The 26053-nt window shown below is 61.9% G+C and carries 24 protein-coding genes and 1 pseudogene; 14 read left to right on the top strand and 11 right to left on the bottom strand.

Features of this window, described 5'->3' with window-relative positions; translation table 11 throughout:
* Window positions 1-19: 19 nt before the first annotated feature.
* Both JQN66_RS13705 and JQN66_RS13700 read left to right on the top strand, forming a co-directional pair.
* A complete protein-coding gene (locus JQN66_RS13705) occupies window positions 20-1276 on the top strand; it encodes an MFS transporter (protein ID WP_204675532.1) in 1257 nt (418 codons plus the stop codon).
* A 5-nt stretch (window positions 1277-1281) separates the two neighbouring features.
* Window positions 1282-1764, top strand: coding sequence for a hypothetical protein (locus JQN66_RS13700; protein WP_188950238.1), 483 nt, complete (start codon window positions 1282-1284; stop codon window positions 1762-1764).
* Here JQN66_RS13700 and JQN66_RS13695 read toward each other — a convergent pair.
* The 3 genes from JQN66_RS13695 to JQN66_RS13685 form a co-directional block, all read right to left on the bottom strand.
* Complete coding sequence (locus tag JQN66_RS13695; RefSeq protein WP_188950240.1) at window positions 1751-2752, bottom strand: LLM class flavin-dependent oxidoreductase; 1002 nt, start codon at window positions 2750-2752, stop codon at window positions 1751-1753. The genes JQN66_RS13700 and JQN66_RS13695 overlap by 14 nt on opposite strands.
* A 115-nt stretch (window positions 2753-2867) precedes the next feature.
* Window positions 2868-3071 carry a cold-shock protein gene (locus JQN66_RS13690; protein WP_028268826.1) on the bottom strand — a complete coding sequence of 68 codons (204 nt, stop codon included), beginning with the start codon at window positions 3069-3071 and terminating at the stop codon, window positions 2868-2870.
* 293 nt (window positions 3072-3364) lie between these two features.
* On the bottom strand, window positions 3365-4882 hold the full coding sequence (locus JQN66_RS13685) for an MFS transporter (RefSeq protein WP_188950242.1): 1518 nt from the start codon (window positions 4880-4882) through the stop codon (window positions 3365-3367).
* 131 nt (window positions 4883-5013) lie between these two features.
* Here JQN66_RS13685 and JQN66_RS13680 point away from each other — a divergent pair, with 131 nt between their 5' ends.
* Window positions 5014-5568, top strand: coding sequence for a TetR/AcrR family transcriptional regulator (locus JQN66_RS13680; RefSeq protein WP_188950244.1), 555 nt, complete (start codon window positions 5014-5016; stop codon window positions 5566-5568).
* Between the two features lie 18 nt (window positions 5569-5586).
* Complete coding sequence (locus JQN66_RS13675) at window positions 5587-6843, top strand: MFS transporter (RefSeq protein ID WP_204675531.1); 1257 nt, start codon at window positions 5587-5589, stop codon at window positions 6841-6843.
* 18 nt (window positions 6844-6861) lie between these two features.
* Here JQN66_RS13675 and JQN66_RS13670 read toward each other — a convergent pair whose 3' ends face one another.
* Together JQN66_RS13670 and JQN66_RS13665 are read right to left on the bottom strand one after the other, a co-directional pair.
* The gene (locus tag JQN66_RS13670) at window positions 6862-7518 is read right to left on the bottom strand and encodes a trimeric intracellular cation channel family protein (RefSeq protein WP_188950248.1); all 657 of its coding nucleotides are present in this window, start codon (window positions 7516-7518) and stop codon (window positions 6862-6864) included.
* A gap of 66 nt (window positions 7519-7584) precedes the next feature.
* Window positions 7585-8124 (bottom strand): DUF1697 domain-containing protein, encoded by a 540-nt coding sequence (locus JQN66_RS13665; protein WP_204675530.1) that lies wholly within the window; start codon window positions 8122-8124, stop codon window positions 7585-7587.
* 74 nt (window positions 8125-8198) lie between these two features.
* On the opposite strand from JQN66_RS13665, the gene JQN66_RS13660 reads away from it, so the two are divergent.
* Window positions 8199-10154 carry a S9 family peptidase gene (locus JQN66_RS13660; protein WP_204675529.1) on the top strand — a complete coding sequence of 652 codons (1956 nt, stop codon included), beginning with the start codon at window positions 8199-8201 and terminating at the stop codon, window positions 10152-10154.
* 16 nt (window positions 10155-10170) lie between these two features.
* Here JQN66_RS13660 and JQN66_RS13655 read toward each other — a convergent pair whose 3' ends face one another.
* From JQN66_RS13655 to JQN66_RS13640, 4 genes and pseudogenes are all read right to left on the bottom strand, one after another.
* On the bottom strand, window positions 10171-11220 hold the full coding sequence (locus JQN66_RS13655; protein ID WP_204675528.1) for an IS4 family transposase: 1050 nt from the start codon (window positions 11218-11220) through the stop codon (window positions 10171-10173).
* A gap of 85 nt (window positions 11221-11305) precedes the next feature.
* Window positions 11306-11479, bottom strand: a pseudogene (locus JQN66_RS18740) (transposase domain-containing protein); the annotation flags it as partial.
* Between the two features lie 362 nt (window positions 11480-11841).
* On the bottom strand, window positions 11842-12237 hold the full coding sequence (locus JQN66_RS13645; RefSeq protein ID WP_204675527.1) for an RNA-binding S4 domain-containing protein: 396 nt from the start codon (window positions 12235-12237) through the stop codon (window positions 11842-11844).
* Window positions 12238-12276: 39 nt separating this feature from the next.
* Window positions 12277-12633, bottom strand: a complete 357-nt coding sequence (locus JQN66_RS13640) for a hypothetical protein (RefSeq protein WP_204675526.1) — start codon at window positions 12631-12633, stop codon at window positions 12277-12279.
* 75 nt (window positions 12634-12708) lie between these two features.
* Between JQN66_RS13640 and JQN66_RS13635 the strand changes: the two genes are divergently transcribed.
* From JQN66_RS13635 to JQN66_RS13625, 3 genes are all read left to right on the top strand, one after another.
* Window positions 12709-15141, top strand: coding sequence for a Tex family protein (locus JQN66_RS13635; protein ID WP_204675525.1), 2433 nt, complete (start codon window positions 12709-12711; stop codon window positions 15139-15141).
* A gap of 144 nt (window positions 15142-15285) precedes the next feature.
* Window positions 15286-15777 carry a ferritin gene (locus tag JQN66_RS13630; protein ID WP_204675524.1) on the top strand — a complete coding sequence of 164 codons (492 nt, stop codon included), beginning with the start codon at window positions 15286-15288 and terminating at the stop codon, window positions 15775-15777.
* Between the two features lie 58 nt (window positions 15778-15835).
* A complete protein-coding gene (locus JQN66_RS13625) occupies window positions 15836-16594 on the top strand; it encodes an SH3 domain-containing protein (RefSeq protein ID WP_204675523.1) in 759 nt (252 codons plus the stop codon).
* Window positions 16595-16597: 3 nt separating this feature from the next.
* Here JQN66_RS13625 and JQN66_RS13620 read toward each other — a convergent pair whose 3' ends face one another.
* The gene (locus tag JQN66_RS13620) at window positions 16598-17263 is read right to left on the bottom strand and encodes a response regulator transcription factor (RefSeq protein ID WP_204675522.1); all 666 of its coding nucleotides are present in this window, start codon (window positions 17261-17263) and stop codon (window positions 16598-16600) included.
* A gap of 586 nt (window positions 17264-17849) precedes the next feature.
* On the opposite strand from JQN66_RS13620, the gene JQN66_RS13615 reads away from it, so the two are divergent.
* The 6 genes from JQN66_RS13615 to JQN66_RS13590 all read left to right on the top strand — a co-directional run bounded on the left by JQN66_RS13615 (window position 17850) and on the right by JQN66_RS13590 (window position 24570).
* Window positions 17850-19493 (top strand): choice-of-anchor G family protein, encoded by a 1644-nt coding sequence (locus JQN66_RS13615; RefSeq protein WP_204675521.1) that lies wholly within the window; start codon window positions 17850-17852, stop codon window positions 19491-19493.
* Window positions 19447-19776 carry a hypothetical protein gene (locus JQN66_RS13610; protein WP_204675520.1) on the top strand — a complete coding sequence of 110 codons (330 nt, stop codon included), beginning with the start codon at window positions 19447-19449 and terminating at the stop codon, window positions 19774-19776. Before JQN66_RS13615 ends, JQN66_RS13610 begins: the two co-directional genes overlap by 47 nt.
* 257 nt (window positions 19777-20033) lie before the next feature.
* A complete protein-coding gene (locus JQN66_RS13605) occupies window positions 20034-21872 on the top strand; it encodes a hypothetical protein (RefSeq protein WP_204675519.1) in 1839 nt (612 codons plus the stop codon).
* A complete protein-coding gene (locus JQN66_RS13600; protein WP_204675518.1) occupies window positions 21869-22444 on the top strand; it encodes an LPXTG cell wall anchor domain-containing protein in 576 nt (191 codons plus the stop codon). The genes JQN66_RS13605 and JQN66_RS13600 overlap by 4 nt, the downstream gene beginning before the upstream one ends.
* Window positions 22445-22630: 186 nt before the next feature.
* Entirely contained in the window at window positions 22631-23419 is a 789-nt protein-coding gene (locus JQN66_RS13595) for a DUF5819 family protein (RefSeq protein ID WP_204675517.1), read from the top strand.
* Window positions 23420-23421: 2 nt separating this feature from the next.
* Window positions 23422-24570 (top strand): HTTM domain-containing protein, encoded by a 1149-nt coding sequence (locus tag JQN66_RS13590; protein ID WP_239464016.1) that lies wholly within the window; start codon window positions 23422-23424, stop codon window positions 24568-24570.
* Window positions 24571-24637: 67 nt separating this feature from the next.
* Here JQN66_RS13590 and JQN66_RS13585 read toward each other — a convergent pair whose 3' ends face one another.
* A complete protein-coding gene (locus JQN66_RS13585; RefSeq protein ID WP_204675516.1) occupies window positions 24638-26020 on the bottom strand; it encodes an NAD-dependent succinate-semialdehyde dehydrogenase in 1383 nt (460 codons plus the stop codon).
* Window positions 26021-26053 lie beyond the last annotated feature (33 nt).

The raw sequence follows: 26053 nt of genomic DNA, 5'->3' as shown, positions 1-26053 counted from the left end.
TAATTCCGCGGGAGCGCCCATGTCCGTCATCAGTGAGCTGCGCATGCAGCACAGCACGCCGCGCGTGATGTCATGGAACCCGGGCACGACCACCCGACTGGCCATCACGGTCCTGGTCAGCTTCACGCTGCTGGTCGGCGCCAATTTGGCAACCCCGCTGTATCCCCAGCTGCAGGCGGAACTGCACCTCGGAGCGATGGGCACCACCATCGCCTTCGCTTCCTATGTCTGCTCCCTGATGTTTTTCCTGCTGGTGATCGGCCATTGGTCGGATCATGTGGGACGCCGCGCGGCACTGGTGCTGGCGGTCGGGGTTTCGCTGATCGGCACGCTGGTCTTCGGCGCGGCCGAGAACCTGTGGCAGCTGTGCCTCGGCCGCGGCCTGCAGGGCGCAGGAGTAGCACTGGCAACCGGCGCCAGCGCCGCGGCCCTGCGCGAACTGCTCCCGCGCAAACCCGAATGGGCTTCGCGCTTCACCCTCCTGGCTTCTTCCGGCGGCGTGGCTTTCGGACCGCTGATCGGCGGCACGCTGGCCGGCCTTCCGGGCGGCCGCTCCACGGTGTTCCTGGTCCAAGCCGTGCTGCTGCTGGTGGTGCTGGTTCCGCTGGGCACCCTGCAGGCCCGCCCGGCAATCGCCATGGCCAGCCGCGGCGAGCGGAGCCGCGCCTTGGCCCCGCGCCGCGTGGGAATTCCCTCCACTGCCCGCACCGAGTTCTGGCTGGCTTCGCTTGTCGGCTTCCTCAGCTTCGCGATCTTCGGTTTCGTGCTTTCCCTGGCGCCGGGGTACCTTGCCGGCGCCTTCGACCTGCATTCCCTGTGGGCCGTCGGGCTGATTGCGGGGCTGCCGCTGGGCATCGCCGCGCTGTCCCAGGTCGTGGTGCGCGGCGGAAGGATCCTGCTGCCGCTGGGACTGCTCCTGATGGCCGCCGGAACGCTGGCCCTGTTTGCCGGCGCAACCCAGGGCCGGCTCTGGCTCGGAGTCGTGGCGATGGTGGTCCTCGGCTTGGGACAGGGTATTGCCTTCCGCACCGCCTTCGGCTGGTGCGTGGATGCGGTGACGCCCGCAGCCCATGCGCAGACCGTCTCCAGCATCTACCTGGTGACCTACTTGGGCAGCGCGCTGCCGGTGATCGTGCTCGGCTGGGCCGTGGGCCGCTTCGGGCAGCTGCCGAGCATCATGGTCTTCTGCGTTGCCGGCGCGGCGGCGGCCCTGCTGTTGGGCACGTGGTCGGTGCTGTACCTGCGGAAGATGAACGGCAATTCGCCCGTAGTCTAGAAGGCATGAGCCCTTCCACCCTTCACGCCCCGACCCGCGCCGCCCTGTGGGCCGCCGCCGCCCGCATCCTTGCTCCCGCGCTGTGGCTGGGCCTTGTCGTCGGCATTTCCTTCATCGAGGCCCCGCTGAAATTCACCGCACCGGGAATCACCATTCCGCTGGGGCTGGGCATCGGCCGCCTGGTCTTCTTCGCCATGAACATCGTTGAAATCCTGTTGTTCATCGCCCTGTTGCTCGGCACCATCAAGCGCGGCACCGACAAGGCCTGGAAATGGGGCGTCGGGGTTGCTGGGTTCGTGCTGATGCTGAAGACGGCAGCGATCCGCCCCGGCTTGTCCCGCCGCACCGATGCGGTGCTGTCCGGGAACTTCGAGGGCGGATCGCTGTGGCACTACGCCTACATCGGCGCGGAAGGGGCGCTGACAGTGACGCTAGTGGTGCTGCTGGTCCTGGCGGTGAGGCGCTGGGTCTCGATCAGCGCGCGCTGACCAGCTCCGCGGCGTCGGCGGTGATCATGACCGATTCCAGGCGGGCCTGCTCGTCACTCGGGTAGTGCACGGTGATCAGTTCGTCGGCCTGCGCGGTCTGCGCGAAATGCGCCAGATACTCGGTGACCTGTTCGCCGGTGCCGACCGCCGAATACCGCATCATGTCCAGGATTTGCTGGGCCTGCGGGGTATCCATGAGCATGTCGATTTCCGCCTCGGTGAACTCCTTGTTCGCTCCGCGGCCCAGGAAGCTCGCCACGCGGTGGCGGCGTGCGACATTGAACAGTTCATGCGCCCGTTCGCTGGTCTGCGCGGCCAGCACGCCGACCCCTGCGATGACGTACGGCTCGGAAAGCTGCTGTGAGGGGGTGAATTCCTCGCGGTACAGCTTCACCGCCTGGTGCAGGGCAGCCGGGGCGAAGTGCGATGCGAAGGAATACGGCAGACCCAGTTGGGCGGCCAGCTTCGCTCCGAACAACGACGAGCCCAGGATGTACAGCGGGACGTTCGTTCCGGCGCCGGGAATGGCTTGCACCGAGGGGATCCGGGACTTGCCGGCGAGGTACGCCTGCAGTTCCAGGACGTCATGCGGGAAGGAATCCGCAGCCGACGGATCGCGGCGCAGCGCGCGCAGGGTCGTCATGTCGGTGCCCGGGGCACGCCCCAGGCCCAGGTCGATGCGGTCGCCGAAAATCGTGGCCAGGGTGCCGAACTGTTCTGCGATCACCAGCGGGGAGTGGTTCGGGAGCATCACGCCGCCCGATCCCAGGCGGATGCGCTCGGTATGGTGGGCGATGTGTCCGATCAGCACGGCGGTCGCACTGGAGGCGATGTTCGGCATGTTGTGGTGTTCGGCGTACCAGATGCGTTCGTATCCGTGGCGTTCCGCGGTTTGCGCGAGCCTCACGGATGATTTGAATGAGTCTGCAATTGAGCCGCCGGGGGATACCGGGGCTAGGTCCAAAATCGATAGCTTCACCTCCTGCATAACCATGAGCCATCGGCGTCTATTCCTCGGCGGGCGCAGAAAAACCGATGGGTGGCTATCCATTGCGGATAGCCACCCATCGGGTGAAGTCAGGCGTTAGTGCCAAAGACCTTCTTTAGAGAGCGCGGATGTCTGCAGCCTGCAGACCCTTTGGACCCTCAACTACTTCGAACTCAACCTTCTGGCCCTCGTCCAGGGTACGGAAGCCCTGGGTCTGGATTGCGGTGAAGTGTGCGAAGACGTCTGGATCGCCGCTGTCTGGAGCGATGAAGCCGAAGCCCTTTTCAGCGTTGAACCACTTGACGATTCCGGTTGCCATATTCTTATTTGGTCCTTTCAGACGTTTCTCGCCGTGGTTTATGCGGCGAGCTTGGTTGTATCCACGCAAGTTCCACGCTGGTTGCGCGAGGTGAACTTGCGAAGCAGCCAAGTCATTCACTTCACGTCTAGAAGGGGTTCGCGCCAACCAGGGATGGTCCGACATTCACAAACTTCTAAAGGGTACTTCGCGAATTACTTTGGAACTACACTGCCTAGCCTACGTGGTCAAAGTCGACTTTTGAATAACTTTGCAGCAATTTATCGAAAATTTGAGATATCGTCTCAAAAGCTTCACTTCACGGCAGGTTTGATGATTTTCACGACCATGACCGCTGCGATGAGCGAGAGCACCGCTGCGATGCCCGAGGTGAACAGCACTCCGTGGTCGAAAGCCTGCGCGGCGGACTCGATCAAGGCCTGCGCGGACGCCGGATCCAAGGTCGCAGCCACTTGGTGCGCGCCGCTGAGGGTTTCGCCGGCCCGGGCTGCCGAATCGGAGGAAATACTGCCCGGCACCTGCAGGTTCGAGCTGTAGACCGTGTTCAGGATGGTGCCCAGCACGGCGGTGCCCAAAACCGCGCCGACCTCGTACGCGGTCTCCGAAATGGCCGAGGCCGCACCGGCCTTGGAAGCGGGCACTGCGGCCAGCGCCATGTCGTTGGACAGCGTCTCGGTCATGCCGATGCCGATGCCCAGCACGCAGAACGCTGCCATGAGCAGCACGACGTTCGGATTGCTGCCCGCCACGATCACGATGGTGTAGGCGATGGCGGAGAACAGCAGGCCCAGGATCATGATGTTCGGAGAGCCGAAGCGCTTGGAAAGCGGGACGGAGAGCAAGCCGAAGCCCATGGTCAGGATCAGGCCGGGGGTCATCAGCAGTCCAGCCTCGATCGGGCTGTAGCCGGCGATGAGCTGCAGATGCTGGGAGACGAAGTAGATGAAACCGACCAGCGAGAACACGCCGATGAGGTTCACGATCAGCGAGCCGGAGAAGCGGCCGTTGTTAAACAGGCGGACGTCGATCATCGGCTTGTCGGTGCCCAGCTGGCGGCGCACGAATGTCACGCCGCACACCACTGCCAAGGCCAGCGCGCCCAGCGGGATGTACCACGGGGTGCTCGCGAAGGACTTGATGGCGTAGGTGAAGGGCAGCAGGGTCATCACGATGAGAAGAATCGAGATCGGATCTACGCGTCCCGGGTTCGGGTCCTTGGATTCCGGCACCAGGATCAGCCCGCCGATCAGCAGCGGCAGCAGCATTGGCACGGCGATCAGGAAGACCGAGCCCCACCAGAAGTGCTCCAGCAGCACGCCGCCGACAATCGGACCGAGCACCGAGCCTCCGGAGAAGGCGGAGGCCCAGACGGCGATCGCCGTACGGCGCTCGGTGTCGTCGGTGAAGATGTTGCGGATCAGCGACAAGGTGGCCGGCATCAGCATGGCGCCGAAGATGCCCAGCAGGGCGCGGGCGGCGATCAGCTGGCTCGCGTCGGTGGCGAACGAGGCCAGCGCGGAGACGACGGCGAAACCCGAGGCGCCGATCAGCAGCAGCCGGCGGCGCCCGATGCGGTCGCCCAACGAGCCGAACGGCACCAGCAGGCCGGCCAGGATCAGCGGGTAGATGTCGATGATCCACAGCAGCTGCGCACCGCTGGGGGAGAGCGCTTCGGAAATCGCAGGAACGGCGAAGGTGAGCACGGTGTTGTCAACCGAGATCAGCAGCACCGGGAAGAGGAGCGCTACCAGCGCCGCCCAACGTCGCGGCTTGGACAGCGTTGAGGTGTGGTCGGAGAGCAGTGGGCTCATGGGTATCATCCTGAGAATCGTTTGCGGGGCTCGAAATGCCTGAACAAATCGTAACTATACCGTCTGGACGGTATAGTTACAATCCTTGGGTATGGTTGTATCCATCACCGCAACTGATCGAACGGAGTCCCATGGCAAGGCCAGCGGCAGCGCGAGTCAAGGTTCTGGACGCATATATCTCACTGCTCTGCGAAGAAGGCGAGCGCGCGGCAACCCTGGAGGCCACCGCGGCGCTGGCCGGGGTGTCCAAGGGCGGCCTCTTGTATCACTTCGCCTCGAAGGAGGCCTTGGCCGATGCGGTTATTAAGTTAAGTGAAGAACTGATACTGATTGACCTGAAGGACATGGCCCAGTCCGAAGAAGGGCCTGCAGCCTACTTCATACGGACCAGCGCCGAGGTGAACACCGAGCTGGACCGGTTGCTGATTGCCCTGCACCGACTCGCCCATTCGGGCGTGGAAGCGGCCACCGCGCAGATGGAGAGCATCAACGAGCGCTGGCTTGCCGCGCTGATGGAGGAAATCGGCGACAAGGACATCGCCCATTTGGTGATGCTGATCAGCGAGGGGCTTTACGCCTTTTCCGGAACTCCGGGCACCTGGTACGCCCGCCATTTTGAAGGTAACCTGTCTCACTTACTAGAGTTGGTTCCGCAACTGAAAAAGTTGGGAACTAACAACCAGTAGTCTGCGGAGAACCAATAGATGTCGAATGCCAGCCCGAAAACCTCATTCAAGGGAAGAATCGGGGCACTTCTTGGCATTCTGCTGATGGCCCTGTCCCTGCGCGCAGCAGTTGTCTCCGTGCCGCCGTTGCTGGCGCGGATCCAGAAAGACATCGAGTTCACCGAATTCACCATCGGCCTGCTTGCCACCCTGGCACCCATCGTGTTCGCCTGCTTCGGCCTGCTGACACCGCGCCTGATCCGCTCCTTCGGCCTGGAGAAGACGCTGATCACGGCGATCGTGTTGGCCGTGGCCGGTCAGCTGGCCCGCGTCTTCATGCCGGATGTTTATTCCTTCCTGGCGCTGTCGGTTATCGCGCTGGCCGGATACGGCATGGGCAACGTGGTGCTCCCGCCGCTGGTCAAGAAGTACTTCCCCGACCGCATCGGGCTGGTGACCAGCGGCTACGTCACGATGCTGGCCGTCGGCACCTGGATGGCCCCGCAGTTCTCGGTGCCGCTGGCCAATGCCAGCGACTGGAAGATCTCCATCGGCTCCTGGGCGCTGTTGTCCATGATCGTCCTGGTGCCGTGGATCATCCAGCTGGTGGCCGACCGCAACGTGGACCGCCCGGACCAGCCGGTGCATGCAGGGGGAGCACCCCGGCCCATCGCCAAGATCAATCCGTGGAAGTCCAAAGTCGCGTGGGGCCTGGCCATCTTCCTGGCCGGCAACTCGGCGCAGACCTACGTGTACTTCACCTGGCTGCCCCCGTACCTGCAAGACCGCGGCCTGAGCGAACTGTCAGCCGGCAACATGCTGGCCCTGTTCGCGATCCTCGGGCTGCCGGTCTCCCTGTTGGTGCCGCTGTGGGTTCCGCGCCTGAAGAACCCGATCATCGCCGTGCTGATCTTCACGGCCTGCTGGGTCTCGGGGCACTTGGGCATCTACCTGTCGCCTACCGAAGGCACCATGCTCTGGGTCTGCCTGGCCGGACTGGGCCAGGGGACCTTCGCCATCGCCTTGCTGATGATGAACCTGCGCTCGCGCACGACCTATGGATCCGGCGTGCTTTCGGGATTCGCCCAGGGCTTGGGATACGCCGGCGCCGGCATTGTTCCGCTGCTGTTCGGCGTGGTGCAGAAGTCCACCGGATCGTGGGGGCCGGCCTTCGCGATGCTGGGGATCTGCGTGGTCGTGATGCTCATCGGCGCGATCATCATCAACCCCTCACGCACCATCGAGGACAGCGTGGAAGGTTCCGGGAAAGCCGGCCGGCTCGAACGCATCAGCTAGGCTGCGGCGGCCAGCGGCCTAGAAGTTCCGGTGCGGACCGTCGCCGTGGTTCGGGCTGTTCGGCTGGCGGTGCCAGTGCCCGGCCGCCAGCGGGATGCTCCAGCCGAAGCGGATCGAAGCCAGCCGCAGGGCGAAGGTCAGCCCGGCGATGCCCGTGCCGACCGCAATGTTCAGCACGTCGAAGTGCCAGGCGAACGCGGTGGCGGTGGCGCCGAGAATGGCCGGAATGGCGTAGATGTCCCGCGGGTTGAACAAATCCGGGGTGACGTTCGAGATGACGTCGCGCAGCATGCCGCCGCCCACGCCGGTGATCACGCCGAGCAGCACCGCGGTCACCGGATTCACGCCATGCTCCAGGGCCTTCATGGTGCCGGTCATGCAGAACAGCCCCAGCCCCGCCGCATCGAAGATCTGCACCAGACGGTGAAGCTTCTGCACCGCAGGGGTGAAGGCGTACACGCACAGGGCGGCCAGCACCGGCGGCAGGAAATACACTGGGTGCGCGAAGGTCGCCGGCGACTGGTTCAGGATCAGGTCGCGGACCACGCCGCCGCCCAGGCCGGTGACGCCGCCGAGGAACGCCGAGCCGAGCATGTCGAAACCTCGCCGCGCCGCCATCAGGGATCCGGAGACGGCGAAAAAGAAAATACCAACGAGTTCGATAAGGGTCAGCATTCACGGACTTTCACTGGGGATTCGACGGCGAAAAGCGCAACGCTCAATTATTGCCTGTCGGGGCGCTCATCGGATAATCGCCGCCATTTTCACCAGGGTGTTGTGGTTTCGGGTCGTAATGACCCGCTGGCGGGCCTGGGCGGCGGTGAGCTTGGACAGCGGATCGGTAGTGCTCTGCCCCTTGCGCGCGATCCAGCACAGCGCCCTGCCCAGCACCTCGACCGCAGGCCTCGGTTCCAGTGCGCGGGCCAGCTCGTACAGCGTCGCCGCATCTTGGGCGGATTCACATAACGTGAGGTAGCCGTGGTGCTCTGCCGCCGGCTCGGGCAGCTCCAGGACAAACGGCTGCGCCAGCTGGAGGATTTCCTCACGGGTGTAGACCAGGGTGGGGATGCTCCGCCCGTAGTGCGCCTCCAGCAGCTGGTTGCACTGGCGCTGCACCGACTGTGCCTCGGACAGCTCGGATTCGAGGACCACGTTGCCGCTGGCCAGCAGCGTGCGCACCTCGGTGAAGCCGCCCTCGGCCAGCAGCCCCGCCAGATCCTTCATCAGGACCTTGACCCCGCCCACGTTCACGCCGCGCAGAAAAACCGCAAAAGTCGTCATGGGTTAATCCAAGCCGAACATCTTTGTACTTGTCGAGGGTCGTTTGACACCAAAAATCTGGTTAGGATCGAATCATGCCTTCGAAACTGCCCTACGGATCCTGGCCCTCGACCATTTCCGCGCATGATGTTGCCGCGGGAACCAAACCCCTGGGCGGTGCAAGCTTCCACGGACAGAACGTCATCGTGCAGGAAGGGCGCCCGGCAGAAGGCGGGCGCATCACCCTGGTCTCCTACCCGCTGGATTCGCAGGAAGAGCCGACCGAGCTGATCAGCAAGCCCTACAACGTCCGTTCCCGGGTCCACGAATACGGCGGCGCCAGCTGGAAGCTGGTCACCGGACGGCTGCAGGACGCCATCGTCTTCAGCAACTTCGCCGACCAGCGTGTGTACCTCCAGCAGCTGGGGCAGGTCACCCCGATCGCGCTGACCCCCGACTCGATGTCCGACGGGAACCCCCAGCTGCGCTTCGCAGAATTCATCGACGGGCCCAACCGCACCGTACTGGCCATCATGGAAGACCTCCGCGCCGAACCGGTGCGCCACATCGTGCAGATCCCGCTGGATGGATCCGCGGGCCAGGACGCCACCCGCATCCGGGTGCTCACCGCGCCGGCCCGTTTCGTGGCGGCACCCCGGCTGAGCCCCTCGGGCACGATGCTGGCCTGGATCAGCTGGGAGCACCCGAACATGCCATGGGACGGCACCAAACTCCACCTGGCCGAGGTCAGCGGCAACGGGCAGCTGGAGGACACCGTGATCGCCGGCGCCGAAGACATCTCGATCATGCAGCCCGAATGGGTGGACGAGAACCGCATCGCCTACCTCAGCGACGAGTCCGGCTGGTGGAATCCCTACATCCACCAGGTCAGCTCCGCCCGCGCTACCCGGCTGGTGGACCGCGCCGCGGAATTCGCCGGCCCGCTGTGGCAGGTCGGCAGCGCCTGGTACGTGCTGGAGGACCAGCGCACCTTGCTGTGCTCCTACGGCACCGGCACCACCAAGCTGGCCCGGGTCCATGCGCTGACCGGGGGACTGGAAGACCTGCCGCTGCCGTTCACCCGGGTGCGCCCGCTGCAGGTGCGCGACGGCTGGCTGCTGGCCGGCACCTCCTCGATGACCGACGGCGAGCAGATCACGCTGGTCAACCTCGATACCCTCGAACACCGCCCGGTCGCCGGTTCCATCGCGCGGCTTCCGGATCCAGCCATGCTGCCCCAGGTCGAGGAATTCGAATGCGCGAACGAGGTTGGCCAGGCGGTCCACGCACTGCTGTACCGCCCGCGCCAGGAAGGCCTCACCGGGTTGGACGGCGAGCTGCCGCCCTTCGTCACCTTCGTCCACGGTGGGCCCACCGCGCAGGCCGCGGCCACGCTGAACGCCACCATCGCCTACTACACCTCGCGCGGCATCGGCGTGGTGGACGTGAACTACGGCGGTTCTACCGGATACGGCCGCGACTACCGCAACCGCCTGCGCGGGCAGTGGGGCGTCGTGGACGTGGCGGACACCGTCTCGGTGATCAAGGCGCTGGTGGCCCGCGGGATCGCGGATCCGGCGCGCATCGGCATTGAAGGCGGCAGCGCCGGAGGATGGACCGTGCTCAGCGCGCTGACCAGCTCCGAGGTCTTCTCCGCCGGGATCAGCCGCTACGGGGTCGCGGACCTGGTCGCCCTGGTGCAGGACACCCACGACTTCGAATCCCAGTACATGTTCTCGCTGGTCGGGCCGTACCCGGAAGCGGCGGACCTGTATGAGAAGCGCGCGCCGATCAACCACGTGTCAAAGATTTCGTGCCCGGTTCTGCTGCTGCAGGGGGATGAGGACCTGGTCGTCCCGCCGGCGCAGTCGCAGGTGGTGGCCGATGCGCTCGCCGCCCGGGGAATTCCCCACGCCTACATCCTGTTTGCCGGGGAACAGCACGGCTTCCGCCAGTCGGAGAACATCATCAGCGCGCTGGAAAGTTCGCTGGCCTTCTACGGGCAGATCTTCGGCTTCGAGACCGACGCCCCGGCCATCGAACTGTCCTAGGGCCAATGCCGTTCAGTTAAGCCGCTACCTCGCCCGTCAACAACGAACCAGGATCCACGATGCGGATGCTGACCGTTGCTACGACGGTCGGGGTATGCGGCTTGCTGCGCCTGGCCTGATACTTCGAGATCGCCCGCTTCACCGTCCTGGACCCGGTCCGCAACCTGCGTGGCGGCAGCAAACGCTGCAAGACCTGCATCCCGATCATCCCGGCCAGCACCCGCCATCCCGAGTCGTCGCCGGTGCCAAGTGGCACTGGCGTGGCTGATGGTGGGCCGGCCAGCACAGTATCCCGGGCCGTTTCCAACGCGACGGTGAAACTCGCCCGATCCGGATCCACCCCGGGCACCGCGTTGGTCGCTTCGCTCATCACCGTGCGCAGCACCTGCTCAACGATCAGCAACGCATAGATTTCCTGCTCCACCAGCAACACGGTCTTCGAACGCAGCACCCGGCCGCCCAACAGGGTGGATTTCAACTCTCGAAACGCCGTCTCGACCTCCCACCGCTGGTGGTATACCCCCATCAGCGTGGCCGCGGTCCCTTCGGCCGGGTCCAGCATGCTGGTCACCAGCCGGTAGGTCTCGGTCCGGGCCTGGCCTCCTGCCGGGTGCAGGGTGATGTTCGCCGTGAGTACCCGCACCGGCATCCCGGCCAGCACCGAAAGGTAGGACCCATCGGGCAGCACCCGGTGCACCGGCAGGTTCCGGCCGAGCTTGACCCGCACCAGGAACTGCGCGCCGGTCTGACGGATCTGGTGCAACAGGGCGGCGGAGGCGAAGTTCCGGTCGGCCATGACCAGCATGTCCTTGCCCATGGAGCGCAGTAGCCGGGGCGTGTAGGTGGTTTCCCCGATACTCGTCGGTCCGAACACGGCATCCAGGATGCTGCGGGTGCCGCACGCGACCAACGCCAAAAGTCGGGCTTGCGGGTATCCGGTGCCGCCGTGCAAACCTGGCTGCTTGCAGTAGGTGAGCCGGTTCTGCACGGTGTCGGCCACGGTCAGGATGGTCCCGTCGAGCGCGCAGAGCCGATACCTGCCATGGAACGAGCCTTCCCGCTGCACGGTGGGGGCCGGGACCGCGCAGCAGGTCGAAGAGCAGTTGCAGGGGTTTGACCCCGATACGGCGCCGTGCACCGGTCAGGGCTGCGGCACTGATCTTCGCGGGCAGTGGGGCGTGGGCGGTGAGCTTGGCGAAGACGTTCAGGTAGCCCAGGGCCGGGAACAGGGCCAGAGCCAGCACGAAGTAGACGGTGCGCGCCGAGCTGAGCCGGCGGGTGCGTTGCTCATGGGTGCCGGTCTCGGTCAAGGCTTCACGGACCATCTCCACGGGGATGTGCTCGGTCAGGGCGCCGAGGTGCAGTGTGCCGAAGGCCTTCGCCGCGGTGGTGTGCTGCACGGTTTTTGACGTGGCGGGGTGCGGGGATTGGCGTGCTGGTGCGGGTTGGTGGAATGATGGCATGCAGGAACTCCTGTTTTGCATTTGGGTGTGAACAATTCACATGTTTAACAGGAGTTCCGTTTGATTTAAAGACTTGTCAGGTGGCATCTCACGATTTAAGACGCAAAAAGAGCGTGCCATCGGGCAGTGGTGGTCTGGCCGATGGCACGCTGGGGTGAGTTGACTGGGGCTCTAGCTGCTTAACTGAACGGCATTGGTCCTAGGGCGGCGGCGGGCCCGGCCGCTCAGGCTTCGGGGTCGATCCAGGAGGACCGCAGGCGATCCATTTCGCGGCGGTCCTTCTTAGTGGGACGGCCTGCACCGCGTTCGCGGACCGGGATCTGCGGAACGATGACCTTTTCACGCGGCTCGCTGTGGTCGATGTAGCATTTCACGGCCACCGCGGCGCTCATGCGCTTGGAGATCAGGCCGACGACTTCCAATTCGCGGTCGAAGCCGTTCTTGCGTACGCGTACCCGGTCTCCCGGAACCACCGGCTGGGCCGCCTTGGCGGAAACCCCGTTCAGCCTCACGTGGCCGGCGCGGCAGGCGGCCGTCGCCTCGGAGCGGGTCTTGTAGGCGCGCACAGCCCAAAGCCAGGCATCAATACGGATTTTGCCGGTTGTCGGAATTTCGAGCATGAAAAAAGTCTAGATCAGGTGCGGAAGCGTTCCCGTGCGCTAGCTGGCTTGGGCTGTCGCGTCGTCGCAGGCCTGCACCAGGCGTTCCTGCAATCGAGTGGACACCGTGTCGCCGGAGTCGGCCAGGTCGTTCAGGACGTCAACCAGATCCTGCGGCAAGCCTCCGCCTTCCACCGCTCCGACCAGCGATGACAGCACACGCAGTTCGCTGGCGTCGATGCGGCCGTCCTGGATCGGCGCGCAAGCCTGTCGGACGATTTCCTTGGAAGCCGCATCAGTGAGCTGGCTGGCCGCCGAACTCGCGGAGTCCTCAATGACCGAGCAGCCCGCGCTGAACAGCGTTGCCGATGACACCAGAAGCAGGATTGCTGCGTTCCGAACTTGTACTTTCCCCATGGCAATAAAGTTTAGCCGCGAAGTTTTGGGATCTCCTGAAAGCCAGCCGAGTCGATCATTAGAACGGAAACGCTCATGGGGCACAATGGTTCGGTGAGTAGCGATCAGAAGAACAACGCAGCCAGCAATGCCACCGAACAGCGCATCATCGAGGTGCTGTCCCGGGAACTTTCCGTCGAATCGAAGGTGCAGCCTTGGCAGGTCAAAGCCGCCATTGAGCTGCTGGATTCCGGATCGACGGTGCCCTTCATTGCGCGCTACCGCAAGGAAGTCACCGGAATGCTCAGCGACAGCCAGCTGCGGCTGCTCGAAGAGCGCCTGCGCTACCTGCGCGAACTCGAGGACCGCCGTGTCGTGGTCCGCGAAGCCATTGCCGAAGCCGGCAAGCTGACCGAGCAGCTCGCAGCGGCGATCGCCGCGGCGAGCACCAAATCCGAGCTGGAGGACATCTACCTCCCGTTCAAGTCCAAGCGCCGCACCAAGGCCCAGATCGCGCGCGAGGCAGGCCTGGAACCGTTGGCGGACCTGCTGCTCGCCAACCCGCAAACCGACCCGGTGGCCGCCGCTGCCGGCTACCTGAACGCCGAAGCCGGGTTCGCAACGGATCTGGAGGTGCTCTCCGGCGCCCGTTCCATCGTCACCGAGCGGGTCTCGCAGGACGTCGTGCTGGCGGCGGATCTGCGCGAGCGGCTGTGGACCAGCGGCAAGATCGGTGCCAGCGTCGCCGCCGGGGCCACCGCCGAAGGCCAAGGGAAGTACTCCGACTACCTTGACTACGTGGCGGACTTGGACAACCTGCCATCCCACCGCGTGCTCGCGCTGCTGCGCGGTGAACGCGACGGGGTGCTGAACCTGCAGCTGGCAGAAGCGGATCCGCGCGACCCCCAAGCTGTGGACCAAGCCCGCGCGGGCTACGAGAACGCCATTGCCGCTTCGCTGGGCATCAACGCCCCTGCTGACGCCCCGGCCGGCAAGTGGCTGGCCCAGACCGTGCGTCTGGCGTGGAAGGCACGCCTGCTCACCCGTTTCGAATCCGACCTGCGTTCACGGCTGTTCGAGGAAGCCGAAGATGCCTCGGTGAAGATCTTCGCCGCGAACCTGCGTGACGTGCTGCTGGCGGCGCCGGCGGGCAACAAGGCGGTGCTCGGGCTGGACCCGGGCCTGCGCACCGGTGTGAAGGTCGCGGTCGTGGACCTGACGGGCAAGTCCATCGAGACCGCCACCATCTACCCGCACGCCCCGGCGAACAAGTGGAACGAATCGGTCGCGATCCTGACCCGGCTGGCGCAGAAGCACGGCACCACCCTGATCGCGGTGGGCAACGGCACCGCCGGGCGGGAAACCGACCGGCTGGCCGCCGAGGTCATCAAGGCCCTGGGCACCGCCGGCATCAGCAAGGTCATCGTCTCCGAAGCCGGCGCCTCGGTGTACTCCGCCTCGGAGCTGGCCAGCCAGGAGCTGCCGGGCATGGACGTGTCGCTGCGCGGCGCGGTCTCGATCGCCCGCAGGCTGCAGGACCCGCTGGCCGAACTGGTCAAGATCGACCCCAAGTCCATCGGCGTGGGCCAGTACCAGCACGACGTCACCGCCTCGAAGCTCGACCGTGCGCTGGATGCGGTGGTCGAGGACTGCGTGAATGCCGTGGGCGTCGACGTGAACACTGCGTCCCCTTCGCTGCTGGCGCGCGTGGCCGGGGTCGGCCCGTTGCTCAGCCGCAATATCGTGGAACACCGCAACGCCAACGGGCCATTCGGCACGCGCAAGGACCTGCTCAAGGTGCCGCGCCTCGGCGCCAAAGCCTTCGAGCAGTGCGCAGGATTCCTGCGCATCACCGGCGGCAAGGAGCAGCTCGATGCCTCCTCGGTGCACCCCGAAGCCTACGATCTGGCCCGCGCGCTGCAGAAGGCCGCCGCGGAGCAGGGACGCCGCCTCGATGAATTGAAGCCAGAGGACTTCGTCACGGATCAGTTCGGCGAGCCGACCATCCGCGATGTGGTCGCCGAGCTGCAGCGTCCGGCCCGCGACCCGCGCGGCGAATTCGTGACTGCCACGCTCAAGGAAGGCGTGGAATCAATCGGCGACGTCAAGCCGGGAATGATCATGGAAGGCACCGTCTCCAACGTGGCCGCGTTCGGGGCCTTCGTTGATCTGGGTGTGCACCAGGACGGCCTGATCCATGTGTCGGCGATGAGCAACAAGTTCATCTCGGATCCGCGCGAAGTGGTCAGCTCGGGGCAGATCGTCAAGGTCAAGGTGCTGGAAGTGGATACCGCGCGCAAGCGCATCTCGTTGACCCTGCGACTGGACGATGAGCTTCCGACGGCCGACGCATCCGGCAAGCCGGGTGGTCAGCGCGAGCGCAGCCCGCGCGGCGGAGGGCAGAACTCCCGATCCGGGCAGCAGCGCTCGGGCAGCAAAAGCCGGCCCAATGGCGGCAGCCAAAATCAAGCTCCTGCAGGAAACACCGCCATGGCCGAAGCGCTGCGTCGGGCAGGATTGGGCAAATAGTACCGACATGTTCGCCTTCCCTAAGTTAGGTTAGTGCGGGCTTTGTTAAGTGGTGTCCAACTAGGGTTTATAGCCTAATTCCGGTTCCACTAAGTGAGTCCAAACTTCGATGACAAAGGATTTAAAGCGTCCTAGTGTAAAGATATGGAACTTACAGGAAAACTGGCAGAAGCCTTCAACACGCAGGTAACCCTTGAACTGACTGCTGCAACGGTTTACCGTCAGCTGGCAGTTGAAATGGACATCATGAGCCTTTCTGGCATTGCCGGCTGGTTCCGGGCCCAGGCAGCTGAAGAAATCGTTCACGCTGAAAAGTTCATGGACCACATGACCGACCGATCGGCACACCCGAAGATCGGCGAGCAGTCTGCTCCGGTAGTCAACGTGAAATCCGTTGCGGATGCATTTGCCGCCTCCCTGGCACACGAGCAGAAGGTTTCGGAAGCGATCCGCGAACTGTACCGCTTGGCGCAGACCGAGGGGGATATCGACTCGATCCCGCTGCTGCATTGGTTCATCGACGAACAGGTCGAAGAAGAAGCCACGGTCACCGAGATTCTGGACCGCGTTAAACTGATCGGAAACGACGGCAGCGGGCTGCTTCGCCTGGATTCCGAATTGGGTTCGCGCAAGTGAAACTCGTAGACAGAAGAACCAACTTCTAAAAATGGAATAAACTTAGGGGAAGCGACATTTGTTGCTTCCCCTAAGTTTTATTTTTGAGGTGCTCGTGAATCAGATGGGTTATTCGCAGTCAACGGCTCGTTCGTCGTCGGCATCGCGTACGCATCGAACCACGGCACCGCTCAAACTGCGCAAGGGAGCCGGGCGCCACTACCTTGTGCAAAGCCACTTGGAACAGGGCACCGAACTCGCGTTGGTCACCGTTCACGGTTCGTGGGCTCACGTCTATGTTCACAAGATCTATGGTTGGGTGCCGAACATATATCTAGAGCCGATTCCAGCCGTCTTCGACGAACCGGTCGTGAATCAGTCCGATGACAGGCAAGACGAGCGAACCCTCACCCGGTACTCCCTGGTCGAAACGACGCACTCCACAACGGCTACTCTTAACCTGCGCAAGGGCAGCGGTACCGGATATCCGGTGCTCATGGTAATCGACCAGGGTACGAAGGTGCGTCTGCTGCTCCAGCAGGGGCTGTGGTCCCAGATCCAGTGCGGAAAGCTGCACGGCTGGGTACCGAGCATGTACTTGCACGAACTGCCGGCCCGACCCGCAAAGGGCGGACTGATGGCAGTTCCCAATCAGCGCGCCCTGACAACAATTGGCTTGAACGCCCGCCGCGGACCTGGCGACCACTATGGTTTGGCGCGCATTCTCCAAGCGGACACCGCCGTGGTGATCGTCGCCAGGCAGGGAGCCTGGCGGCAAATCGACCGCGACGGGGAACAGATGTGGATCCCGGCCAGCCAGCTGCGCACTGTCTATTAGAGTTTAGGCAATCTGCAGGTCAGCGGAGGTGATCAGACCCGTTTCCGCCGCGATGACTGCAAGCTGCACACGATTCGTCACCGAAAGCTCATCCATGATGCGCGCCAGATAGAGTTTCACCGAGCCTTCGCTGATGTGAATCGCCCGGGAAATCTGGATGTTGGTCAGACCCGCGGCGACGAGGCTGACTAACTGGCGGTCCCGCCCGGACAGCGAGCGGATAATCGTCTGATTTTCCGTGCGCTTCTCCATCCTGACTGGATATTCCCAGCCATCAGTCGGTGGAGCGAACAACTGGTATCCGGCAGCGACCATGCGAAGTGCGCTGGGTAATTCAGTGTTGATGGAACTCTTGGAAATGATTCCGGAGCTTCCAGCATCGTAGGCTTGAGTCACTTCGTCGCGGCTGTACCGGGTAGCCAGTACAACGATTTTGCTGTTTGGCGACGCAGCTACGAGCTGTCGTACGGACTTGAAAAGGCTGTCTCCGCTCAACGAAGTTTCCAGAAGAACGATGTCCGGCTTATTTTGTGATGCGTTCTCTAACGCTTCTGCCATCGATCCTGCAATATGCTCAACGGCGATATCTCGTTCTGCTGTCAGTGCACCTACGATTCCGGCTCGCGAAAAGTGATCGCTATCCGCTAGGTGAACTCGAATTTCAGGCATTGGGGCATCCTTGGCTTGGCTTCCGTCAATCAGGACTGCAGCATCTTGCCCCTCACGTCCCCGCGTGATCCTGTGCTGCAACTAGGTTCATTCTATGGCCAAGCGGTTAGATGGAATAACCCCTCTGGCAATTGTTAATTGTTCACATGGCCAGCAGCAGAGTGACCCATACCTCCTCCCGTCTACTCGCGAACAGGTGATATCGCTGAAAGTACGGGCATCTAGAGTGACAAGTTACCGAGCAGTTTACCCTAACGGTGACGAAGATTATCCAACTGGATAGAAAATATGACCTCAATATGCCCAGAAATAGCTGAAAGAAACCTGAGCGTCCAGGCACCCCATACATAGGGTCTAGGTGGGGAGTCCTTGGGAAAGCAATACGTATTTTCTGCAGCAGGTTGTCCTCAGCGAGGCAGCTGGCTCAGAAAGGCAACGTAAAAACGTTCAGTCAAAAGTTAAGAGGACCGATATTGTGAATGACTCACTAAAGCCGACTCGAAATCGAAGTAGGGGAAAGAGGCCGCTCGCACTTAGTACAGCCGCGGCAGTAGTTTTCGGTTCACTTTTGTGTGCGCCATCTGCAATGGCCGATACCCAGTCCACTGACAGCGAATCATCAGCCCATGGACATGGCATTTTCGTTGAGGGGCTTGGGCTTGATATTGCGGAAAGTGCGCTGGCCAATTCAGAATACCCAGCTTCCGTTGGGCCAACCCGAGCTCCGATTAGCGTTGAGCTTCTCGAATCATTGAAGTTGAACCTTGGTGAACTTCAAATTCCACTTATCCAAAAGCCAGGGCAAGGCACTGGTCTTTTGAATCTCGGAGAACTTGGCGCGCTAGAAAGTTACGCTGCTTCCACCTCTCGGACTGAATCGACTGCTTCCTCAGGAATACTAGGCAGTGACGGCGCTTTAGACCTGAACCCGGCTCCAAGTGAAAACGGGTCGGCCGAAATCAATCTGTCTGATTTGCTGTCTCAAGTGCTTTCGGATGAGCTCATCAACGAAGTTCTCAGTGATGCCAGTATCACTACAGGTGCTCTTGGATCAACAATTACAGAAAAGGAAGGCACCGTCACTTCCGAATTCACAGTTGCTGACCTAAAAGCGAACATTGACAGTCCCTTAGTTGGAGGTCTGGTCACAGATGTTAACGGTGTTCTTGAGACCGCGATCAAACCAATATCAGGCCTGGTCGCTTCTGGCGGAGCTGTCGAGCAGCTTGTTGCAGGAGTCGTAAAAGCAATCGACGCCGTCGATGTCCCTCTCTTGGCACAGACGACTGCGAAGCTGACCTCGTTGTCTCTCGACACGGAGCCTCTACTGACAACGGTACGCACACAGCTCCTTTCTGAACCACTGACGAATACGGATGGCAGTGTCTCGCTGGATTTGGAATCCGGAACAATTGATGTTGACTTAGCTCAGTTGGTACTCGACGTTGAAAAAGCCGAAAGCCTCAACGAGTTGGGTAAAGATACAAAGGTGCTTTCGAGCGCTGTTGTGAATCGAATTTTGGCGGGTGTCACCGATGCTCTGACAGGCAATGGCCCCAATTCCTTGATTTCCAAGGTCGTCAAAATTGTTACTAATGGAATTTATGATTTAAAACTCGACGTGGAGATTGCGGCGAGTATTAAAGTTCTGGCCGTTATCGACTTGGCAGATGCCCCACTAAAAGTTGGAGGCACGCTAGGTGGGTTCCTCGGACAGCAAGGACACGATGCGCCAGTCGTCGATACGAGTGGAATTCGAGTTGCCGGTATCCCGCTCGGTGAAGTAGTCCAACCGATTGCCACTTTGCTCACAGGACTGGTGTCAAATATTGGGCAGACTCTTACACCAGTGGTTGAGGGCGTTATCGGCAATTTGCAGCCGAACTTGACTTCAGCACTCTCTCCAATCGTGGCACGACTACTTGATGAAGCACTGGATCCTGTCTTGACCAACCTGCTTCAAATTACAATTAATGAACAGCCGCAAGTAAGCGATCTGGGTGCGGACGGCAGTACTGTCCGAGCCCTGGCTATTGATGTGCTTCCGAATACGCTGAACGTGGGAGTCGATCTCGGCTCGTCTTCGGTAAAAGCTGCGGATTCTGAAGCGGCGGTGACGATTACGTCTCCGACCGGTGGTCAGAAGTTCACCAGCGGGGACCCTGTTACCGTGAGCGGTAAGGGTGAGCCTTGGCAAGACCATCACCGTGACGCTGGATGGCGATGCTGACAACGCGAAGAGCGTTGTGGTGGATGATGAGAACGGTAACTGGTCGACCTCCTTCGAGGGGGTCGCATCGGGGACTCGCACGGTTGTTGCTACCGATGGCGATGACGATGAGCAGAGCACCGCGACTGTCAGCTTCGACGTTGAGGATGCTGTTGTTGAAGCGGCGGTGACGATTACGTCTCCGACCGGTGGTCAGAAGTTCACCAGCGGGGACCCTGTTACCGTGAGCGGTAAGGGTGAGCCTTGGCAAGACCATCACCGTGACGCTGGATGGCGATGCTGACAACGCGAAGAGCGTTGTGGTGGATGAGAACGGTAACTGGTCGACCTCCTTCGAGGGGGTCGCATCGGGGACTCGCACGGTTGTTGCTACCGATGGCGATGACGATGAGCAGAGCACCGCGACTGTCAGCTTCGACGTTGAGGATGCTGCTGGGGCGAATGTAGACGGCACGGCTGACTCGTCTGGCGCTGACACGAGCTCTGACGCTCAGGCTGATGCTGGTTCGACCGCTGACGCGAATGCTGACGCCCAGGTTGATGCCAACGCTGATGCGGCTTCGGCTGGTGCTGATACCAATGCTGACGCCAACACTGATGCTGAGGCTGATGCTGAGGCTGGCGCTGATGCCAACGCTGATGCGGCTTCGGCTGGTGCTGATACCAATGCTGACGCCAACACTGATGCTGAGGCTGATGCTGAGGCTGGCGCTGATGCCAACGCTGATGCGGCTTCGGCTGGTGCTGATACCAATGCTGACGCCAACACTGATGCTGAGGCTGATGCTGAGGCTGGCGCTGATGCCAACGCTGACGCCAACGCTGACGCCAACGCTGACGCCAACGCTGACGCCAACGCTGACGCCAACACTGATGCTGAGGCTGGCGCGGACACCGCTGGCGCGGACACCGCTGGTGCTGACGCCAACGCTGACGCCAACGCTGATGCTGAGGCTGGCGCGGACACCGCTGGTGCTGACGCCAACGCTGACGCCAACGCTGATGCTGAGGCTGGCGCGGACACCGCTGGCGCGGACACCGCTGGTGCTGATGCCAACGCTGACGCCAACGCTGATGCTGAGGCTGGTGCTGATGCCAACGCTGATGCGGATACCGCTGGTGCTGATGCCAACGCTGACGCCAACGCTGATGCGGCTTCGGCTGGTGCTGATACCAATGCTGACGCCAACACTGATGCTGAGGCTGGCGCGGACACCGCTGGCGCGGACACCGCTGGTGCTGATGCCAACGCTGACGCCAACGCTGATGCTGAGGCTGGTGCTGATGCCAACGCTGATGCGGATACCGCTGGTGCTGATACCAACGCTGACGCCAACGCTGATGCTGAGGCTGGCGCGGATACCGCTGGTGCTGATGCCAACGCTGACGCCAACGCTGATGCGGCTTCGGCTGGTGCTGATACCAATGCTGACGCCAACACTGATGCTGAGGCTGATGCTGATGCTGATGCCAACGCTGATGCGGCTTCGGCTGGTGCTGATACCAATGCTGACGCCAACGCTGATGCTGATGCCAACGCTGACGCCAACGCTGACGCCAACGCTGATGCTGAGGCTGGCGCGGACACCGCTGGCGCGGACACCGCTGGTGCTGATGCCAACGCTGACGCCAACGCTGATGCTGAGGCTGGTGCTGATGCCAACGCTGATGCGGATACCGCTGGTGCTGATACCAACGCTGACGCCAACACTGATGCTGATGCTGGCGCGGATACCGCTGGTGCTGATGCCAACGCTGACGCCAACGCTGATGCTGAGGCTGGCGCGGATACCGCTGGTGCTGATGCCAACGCTGACGCCAACGCTGATGCTGAGGCTGGCGCGGATACCGCTGGTGCTGATGCCAACGCTGACGCCAACGCTGACGCCAACGCTGACGCCAACGCTGACGCCAACGCTGACGCCAACGCTGACGCCAACGCTGACGCCAACACTGATGCTGAGGCTGGTGCTGATGCCAACGCTGACACCAACGCTGATGCTGAGGCTGGCGCGGATACCGCTGGTGCTGATGCCAACGCTGACGCCAACGCTGACGCCAACACTGATGCTGAGGCTGGCGCGGATACCGCTGGTGCTGATACCAACGCTGACGCCAACGCTGATGCTGAGGCTGGCGCGGATACCGCTGGTGCTGATGCCAACGCTGATGCTGAGGCTGGCGCGGATACCGCTGGTGCTGATACCAACGCTGACGCCAACGCTGATGCTGAGGCTGGCGCGGACACCGCTGGTGCTGATACCAACGCTGATAGCCAGACAGATGCAGAAACTGATGGCGACACTGACGGCAATTACGAGCCGGTTGGCATCACCTCGCCAAAGGAAAACTCTGAAGTTGAGGGCCCAAGCATCATGATTTCCGGAGTGTCGGATCCAAATGCCAAGGTAACCGTGACCGTTGCCCGTGTATCTGAAGGTGCGGTAGCCAAAGCAGCAATGACTGATCCGCAGCAGCAGATTGATGCGGACGACGAGGGGAACTGGTCCGTGACTGTCGCTGGTGTCGAAGCTGGTAAGTACACGGCACACGCGGCTGACGGACGTACCGAAGACACAACGTCTTTCGTTGTCTACGATCCGTCTGCAGAAAGCGACAGTGATTCGTCGGCTACTGAGGGTGGCAGTGATTCGTCGGCTACTGAGGGTGGCAGTGATTCGTCGGCTACTGAGGGTGGCAGTGATTCGTCGGCTACTGAGGGTGGCAGTGATTCGTCGGCTACTGAAGGTGCCAGCGACTCATCGGCCACCGAAGCCAACGCGTCCGCCGATGGAAAGGACAAGGACTCCGCGTCCAAGCCTGAATCCGACGGCAAGAAGGACAAGCTGGCTGACACTGGTGCCAACGGTGTGCTGCTTGCAGCAAGTGCTGCACTCATGCTTGCCCTGGCCGGTGCAGGCATCTTGTTCGCACGCCGCAAGAAATCATAGCCGCGCTAGGACGCGAGCTTGATGAGAGGCCGGGTTGCCCTTCTGGTCAATCCGGCTTCTCACCCGCCGGATGCCAGCAGTCTAGAGACTGTTGGCGTCCGGCTTCACGACTTTGTACTTCCCCGATTGGCTGCGGCAGCTTTTCGCTTCCACTCAACCGGATTCCCGAACTGACAGGACTGGGACATGACCGAAACTGACAGCACGCCCAAGATCAAAAAGCGACCCTTATGGCTTCGCCTAGTGGCGGTTGCCTGCGTTGGGCTGACGGCATGGCATGTTTTCGCGACATTCCTTTGGGTATCGCCTTCAAGCGAGTTGCGTGATGCTGTGCCCGACAAAGCGCTCCGGGCTTACATGCAGCCAATGTTCGGACAGAGCTGGTCCGTTTTCGCTCCGAAACCGATTGACGGAGACTATTCATTCGAAGTCCGCGCCACGTTGGAATATACCACTGGAAGGCGCGAGGCTACGCAATGGGTAGACGCAGTCAATTTGGAAATGGACTTGATCCATCACAATCTCTTCCCGCCACGGGCATCATTGGCTGGCAACCAGCTTGCCAGCGACTACCGGAACAAATGGCAGAAACTCAACGACGAGCAGAAAAACGTTGTCACGCTTGGATATTTCAAGGGTGACGACTGGTCCAACCGACTCAATGATGACTTGAACGAACGCGAGATTCAGAGCACTAGCTCGCGAAAGAATACCAAGTCGTTCATCGAAACAGAACGTGCAGCCAGCGCCTATGCTACGCAAGTTGCCAAAGCCCTGTGGGGGCAGGACATCAGCTCAGTGCAATTCCGTGCCGGGCGGCAGGCAGTTGTCCCATTCGAGCGGCGCAACGACCCGGAGGCCCAGCGCCCTGATGCTGTGACTATTGATTCCGGCTGGCGTGGACTGACAGTTATTGAGGGCCAAAACGAAGAGAACTTTGCCGAAGTCTTCAACTCATTGGAAGGCGTGAAATAAGCGTGGCAGGAAAATCAAACCTCGTTGCTCCCTTGACACGGATCTGGTCGGCATTCTGGAAGGAAGGGCCAGCTCATCTGGCGCAAGCCGGCCGGGGCGTTGTCGCCACGATTGACGGCTGGCTCTTGGACAGCAAACACGCAATGTACGGTATTGCCGTTGCCCGGATGATCTTCGCGGCCGCTGCACTTGGCCTCCTGCTGACCAACTTCAACACGCGTCACTACACCTACGGCAGCGGTGCCGCCTGGAGCGGGCAGCTGGAGGAAGCCAACGGTAGTTTCGCCGGGAATCCGCTGTTCGAAGTCTTTTTCAGTATTGCACGCAACGACGCAGCAGTTACCGTCTACTTCCTGCTGCTGATTGTGCTCGCTGCGGCCCTTCTCGTAGGTTATCGGGCCAGACTCATTCTCCCGGTATTCCTGGTTCTCTGGATCGGCTTGATCGAGACCCCGTACTTCGGCGGCGACCAGGGAGACAATGCACTTCGCATCGCCTTATTCCTGATGCTGTTTACCGACCACTCGGCCCGATGGTCATTCGATGCCCGCCGCCGTGGACGCAGCGCAAACTCAACTGGCACGATTCCTGCCAAATTGTGGCGGGGCACGCGAATTCTGCCGGCTGGCCTGACCAACTTGTGGCACAACCTGGCGCTGGTGGCATTGGCCTGCCAAGTCTTCATGATCTATGTTTCCGGTGCCTTGTTCAAAGCCGGTGGCGAACCATGGCAGAACGGAACCGCCATTTATGGCCCCCTGCACACCATGCGATTCGGGCCATGGCCCGAGCTGAGCGAACTGATTACGACTTTCGGCTGGGTCGTGGCGCTGGGAAGCATCGGTTCAGTGATGCTCCAAGTCTGTTTCCCCGGTGCATTGCTGTTCCGTTGGACCCGGATTCCGGTCCTGTTTGCGATGATCTCATTCCATGCAGGCATCGCACTCCTGATGGGCCTGCCGTGGTTCTCGCTGGCCATGGTCGGTATAGACGCGATCTTCATCCGCGACATCATCTGGGAACGCATGGCCAACTGGTTCAAGCGTTCGGCGCGCGCCAATGAGGAGGCTCCTCCCGCGCCCGCGCCCGTGCCTGATGAACTGGTCGATACCGGGGAGCGGGAGACCGAGCGGGTCAGCGTCGGCGTCTAGGAATACAAAGCTGGCAGAATAAAAGGGGAAGCACCGGATGGTGCGTCCCCTTTTATTCCTTAGACGGTTACTCGCCTACATAGAACAGTCGCTTGTTGACGAACTCTTCCATGCCCAGCGGGCCCAGCTCGCGGCCGAAGCCCGAGCGCTTGACTCCGCCGAATGGCATTTCAGCGCCTTCTGCACTGGCGGCATTGACGTTGGACATGCCTACCTGCAGCTTCTGGGCCACCTTTGCGGCGCGAGCTTCGTCGGTGGAGTGCACCGAACCGCCCAAGCCGTAGATGGTGTCGTTGGCCAACTCTGCGGCTTCCTCGTCGCTGGTCACCTTGTAGACCACGGCAACCGGGCCGAACAGCTCCTCGTAGTAGGCTCGCATGTCCTTGGTGACACCGGTGAGTACGGCAGGGGAGTAGTACGCCGACGGACCATCGTGCAGCACGCCGCCGGCGTGCAGGGTTGCACCCTTGGAGACTGCGTCCTGTACCTGTGCGTGCAGGTCTTCGGCGGCCTTGCGCGAGGACATCGGTGCGAACGATCCGTCCTCTTCCTTCATCGGGTCGCCGGCCTTCAGCCCCTCGGCGCGCTTGGTCAGCTCGGAAACGAACTCGTCGTAGATGTCTTCCATGACGATCATGCGCTTGTTCGAGTTGCAGGCCTGACCGGTGTTGTCGATGCGGAAGCCCCAGGCTGTTTCGGCAATGCCGGCCACGTCATCCGAATCCAGAACCACGAATGGATCAGAACCGCCGAGCTCCAGAACGGCCTTCTTCAGGTTGCGTCCGGCCTGCTCGCCGATGATGGCGCCTGCGCGCTCCGAACCGGTCAGGGAAACACCCTGGATGCGGCTGTCGGCGATGATGGTGGAGATCTGGTCGTGGGTGGCGAATACATTGTTGTACACGCCAGTCGGAACACCGGCTTCATCCATGATTTCCTGGATGGCCAGAGCCGAGCGCGGGCAGGACTCCGCATGCTTCAGCAGGATGGTGTTGCCCAGCATGAGGTTCGGCGCCGCGAAGCGTGCAACCTGGTACAGCGGGAAGTTCCACGGCATGATGCCCAGCAGCGGGCCCACAGGGCGCTTCTGGACGATGGCCTTGCCACCGGAGAAGGAGTTGATTTCCTGGTCGGCCGCGAGGGTCGGGCCTTCTGATGCGAAGTATTCGAAGATTTCCTGGCAGAACTCGGCTTCACCCACGGCCTCGGAGAGCGGCTTGCCCATCTCGGTGGTCATGATCTTGCCCAGTTCCTCCGCGCGCTCGGCAAAGAGCGCACCGACCTTGGAAACGATCTTGGCGCGCTCGTTGATGTCAACGTCCTGCCACGACTCGTATGCGGACTGTGCGGAGGCTAGTGCCTGCTCGATCTGCTCATCGGTGGCAACGTCGAATTCCTCGACTACCTCGCCGGTCGCCGGGTTCAAGACCTTGTAGGTTGGGGCGCTCATCGATGCTCCTGTCTTTGTGCATGTTGGTCGGTT

This window comes from Glutamicibacter protophormiae, assembly GCF_016894325.1.
Taxonomy (GTDB): domain Bacteria; phylum Actinomycetota; class Actinomycetes; order Actinomycetales; family Micrococcaceae; genus Glutamicibacter; species Glutamicibacter protophormiae.
The sequence above is the reverse complement of the archived record's forward strand: the minus strand, read 5'-3'. Positions and strand labels throughout refer to the sequence as shown.

Excerpts from the sequence above, each read along its gene's own strand:
- JQN66_RS13645 (WP_204675527.1), bottom strand. The coding sequence starts at position 12,237 with ATGCTCGAAATTCCGACAACCGGCAAAATCCGTATTGATGCCTGGCTT.
- JQN66_RS13675 (WP_204675531.1), top strand. The coding sequence starts at position 5,587 with ATGTCGAATGCCAGCCCGAAAACCTCATTCAAGGGAAGAATCGGGGCA.
- JQN66_RS13665 (WP_204675530.1), bottom strand. The coding sequence starts at position 8,124 with ATGACGACTTTTGCGGTTTTTCTGCGCGGCGTGAACGTGGGCGGGGTC.
- JQN66_RS13660 (WP_204675529.1), top strand. The coding sequence starts at position 8,199 with ATGCCTTCGAAACTGCCCTACGGATCCTGGCCCTCGACCATTTCCGCG.
- JQN66_RS13635 (WP_204675525.1), top strand. The coding sequence starts at position 12,709 with ATGGGGCACAATGGTTCGGTGAGTAGCGATCAGAAGAACAACGCAGCC.
- JQN66_RS13640 (WP_204675526.1), bottom strand. The coding sequence starts at position 12,633 with ATGGGGAAAGTACAAGTTCGGAACGCAGCAATCCTGCTTCTGGTGTCA.
- JQN66_RS13690 (WP_028268826.1), bottom strand. The coding sequence starts at position 3,071 with ATGGCAACCGGAATCGTCAAGTGGTTCAACGCTGAAAAGGGCTTCGGC.
- JQN66_RS13695 (WP_188950240.1), bottom strand. The coding sequence starts at position 2,752 with ATGCAGGAGGTGAAGCTATCGATTTTGGACCTAGCCCCGGTATCCCCC.
- JQN66_RS13620 (WP_204675522.1), bottom strand. The coding sequence starts at position 17,263 with ATGCCTGAAATTCGAGTTCACCTAGCGGATAGCGATCACTTTTCGCGA.
- JQN66_RS13600 (WP_204675518.1), top strand. The coding sequence starts at position 21,869 with ATGATTTCCGGAGTGTCGGATCCAAATGCCAAGGTAACCGTGACCGTT.
- JQN66_RS13615 (WP_204675521.1), top strand. The coding sequence starts at position 17,850 with ATGGCCGATACCCAGTCCACTGACAGCGAATCATCAGCCCATGGACAT.
- JQN66_RS13700 (WP_188950238.1), top strand. The coding sequence starts at position 1,282 with ATGAGCCCTTCCACCCTTCACGCCCCGACCCGCGCCGCCCTGTGGGCC.
- JQN66_RS13595 (WP_204675517.1), top strand. The coding sequence starts at position 22,631 with ATGACCGAAACTGACAGCACGCCCAAGATCAAAAAGCGACCCTTATGG.
- JQN66_RS13585 (WP_204675516.1), bottom strand. The coding sequence starts at position 26,020 with ATGAGCGCCCCAACCTACAAGGTCTTGAACCCGGCGACCGGCGAGGTA.
- JQN66_RS13630 (WP_204675524.1), top strand. The coding sequence starts at position 15,286 with ATGGAACTTACAGGAAAACTGGCAGAAGCCTTCAACACGCAGGTAACC.
- JQN66_RS13705 (WP_204675532.1), top strand. The coding sequence starts at position 20 with ATGTCCGTCATCAGTGAGCTGCGCATGCAGCACAGCACGCCGCGCGTG.
- JQN66_RS13685 (WP_188950242.1), bottom strand. The coding sequence starts at position 4,882 with ATGAGCCCACTGCTCTCCGACCACACCTCAACGCTGTCCAAGCCGCGA.
- JQN66_RS13680 (WP_188950244.1), top strand. The coding sequence starts at position 5,014 with ATGGCAAGGCCAGCGGCAGCGCGAGTCAAGGTTCTGGACGCATATATC.
- JQN66_RS13670 (WP_188950248.1), bottom strand. The coding sequence starts at position 7,518 with ATGCTGACCCTTATCGAACTCGTTGGTATTTTCTTTTTCGCCGTCTCC.
- JQN66_RS13605 (WP_204675519.1), top strand. The coding sequence starts at position 20,034 with ATGCCAACGCTGATGCGGCTTCGGCTGGTGCTGATACCAATGCTGACG.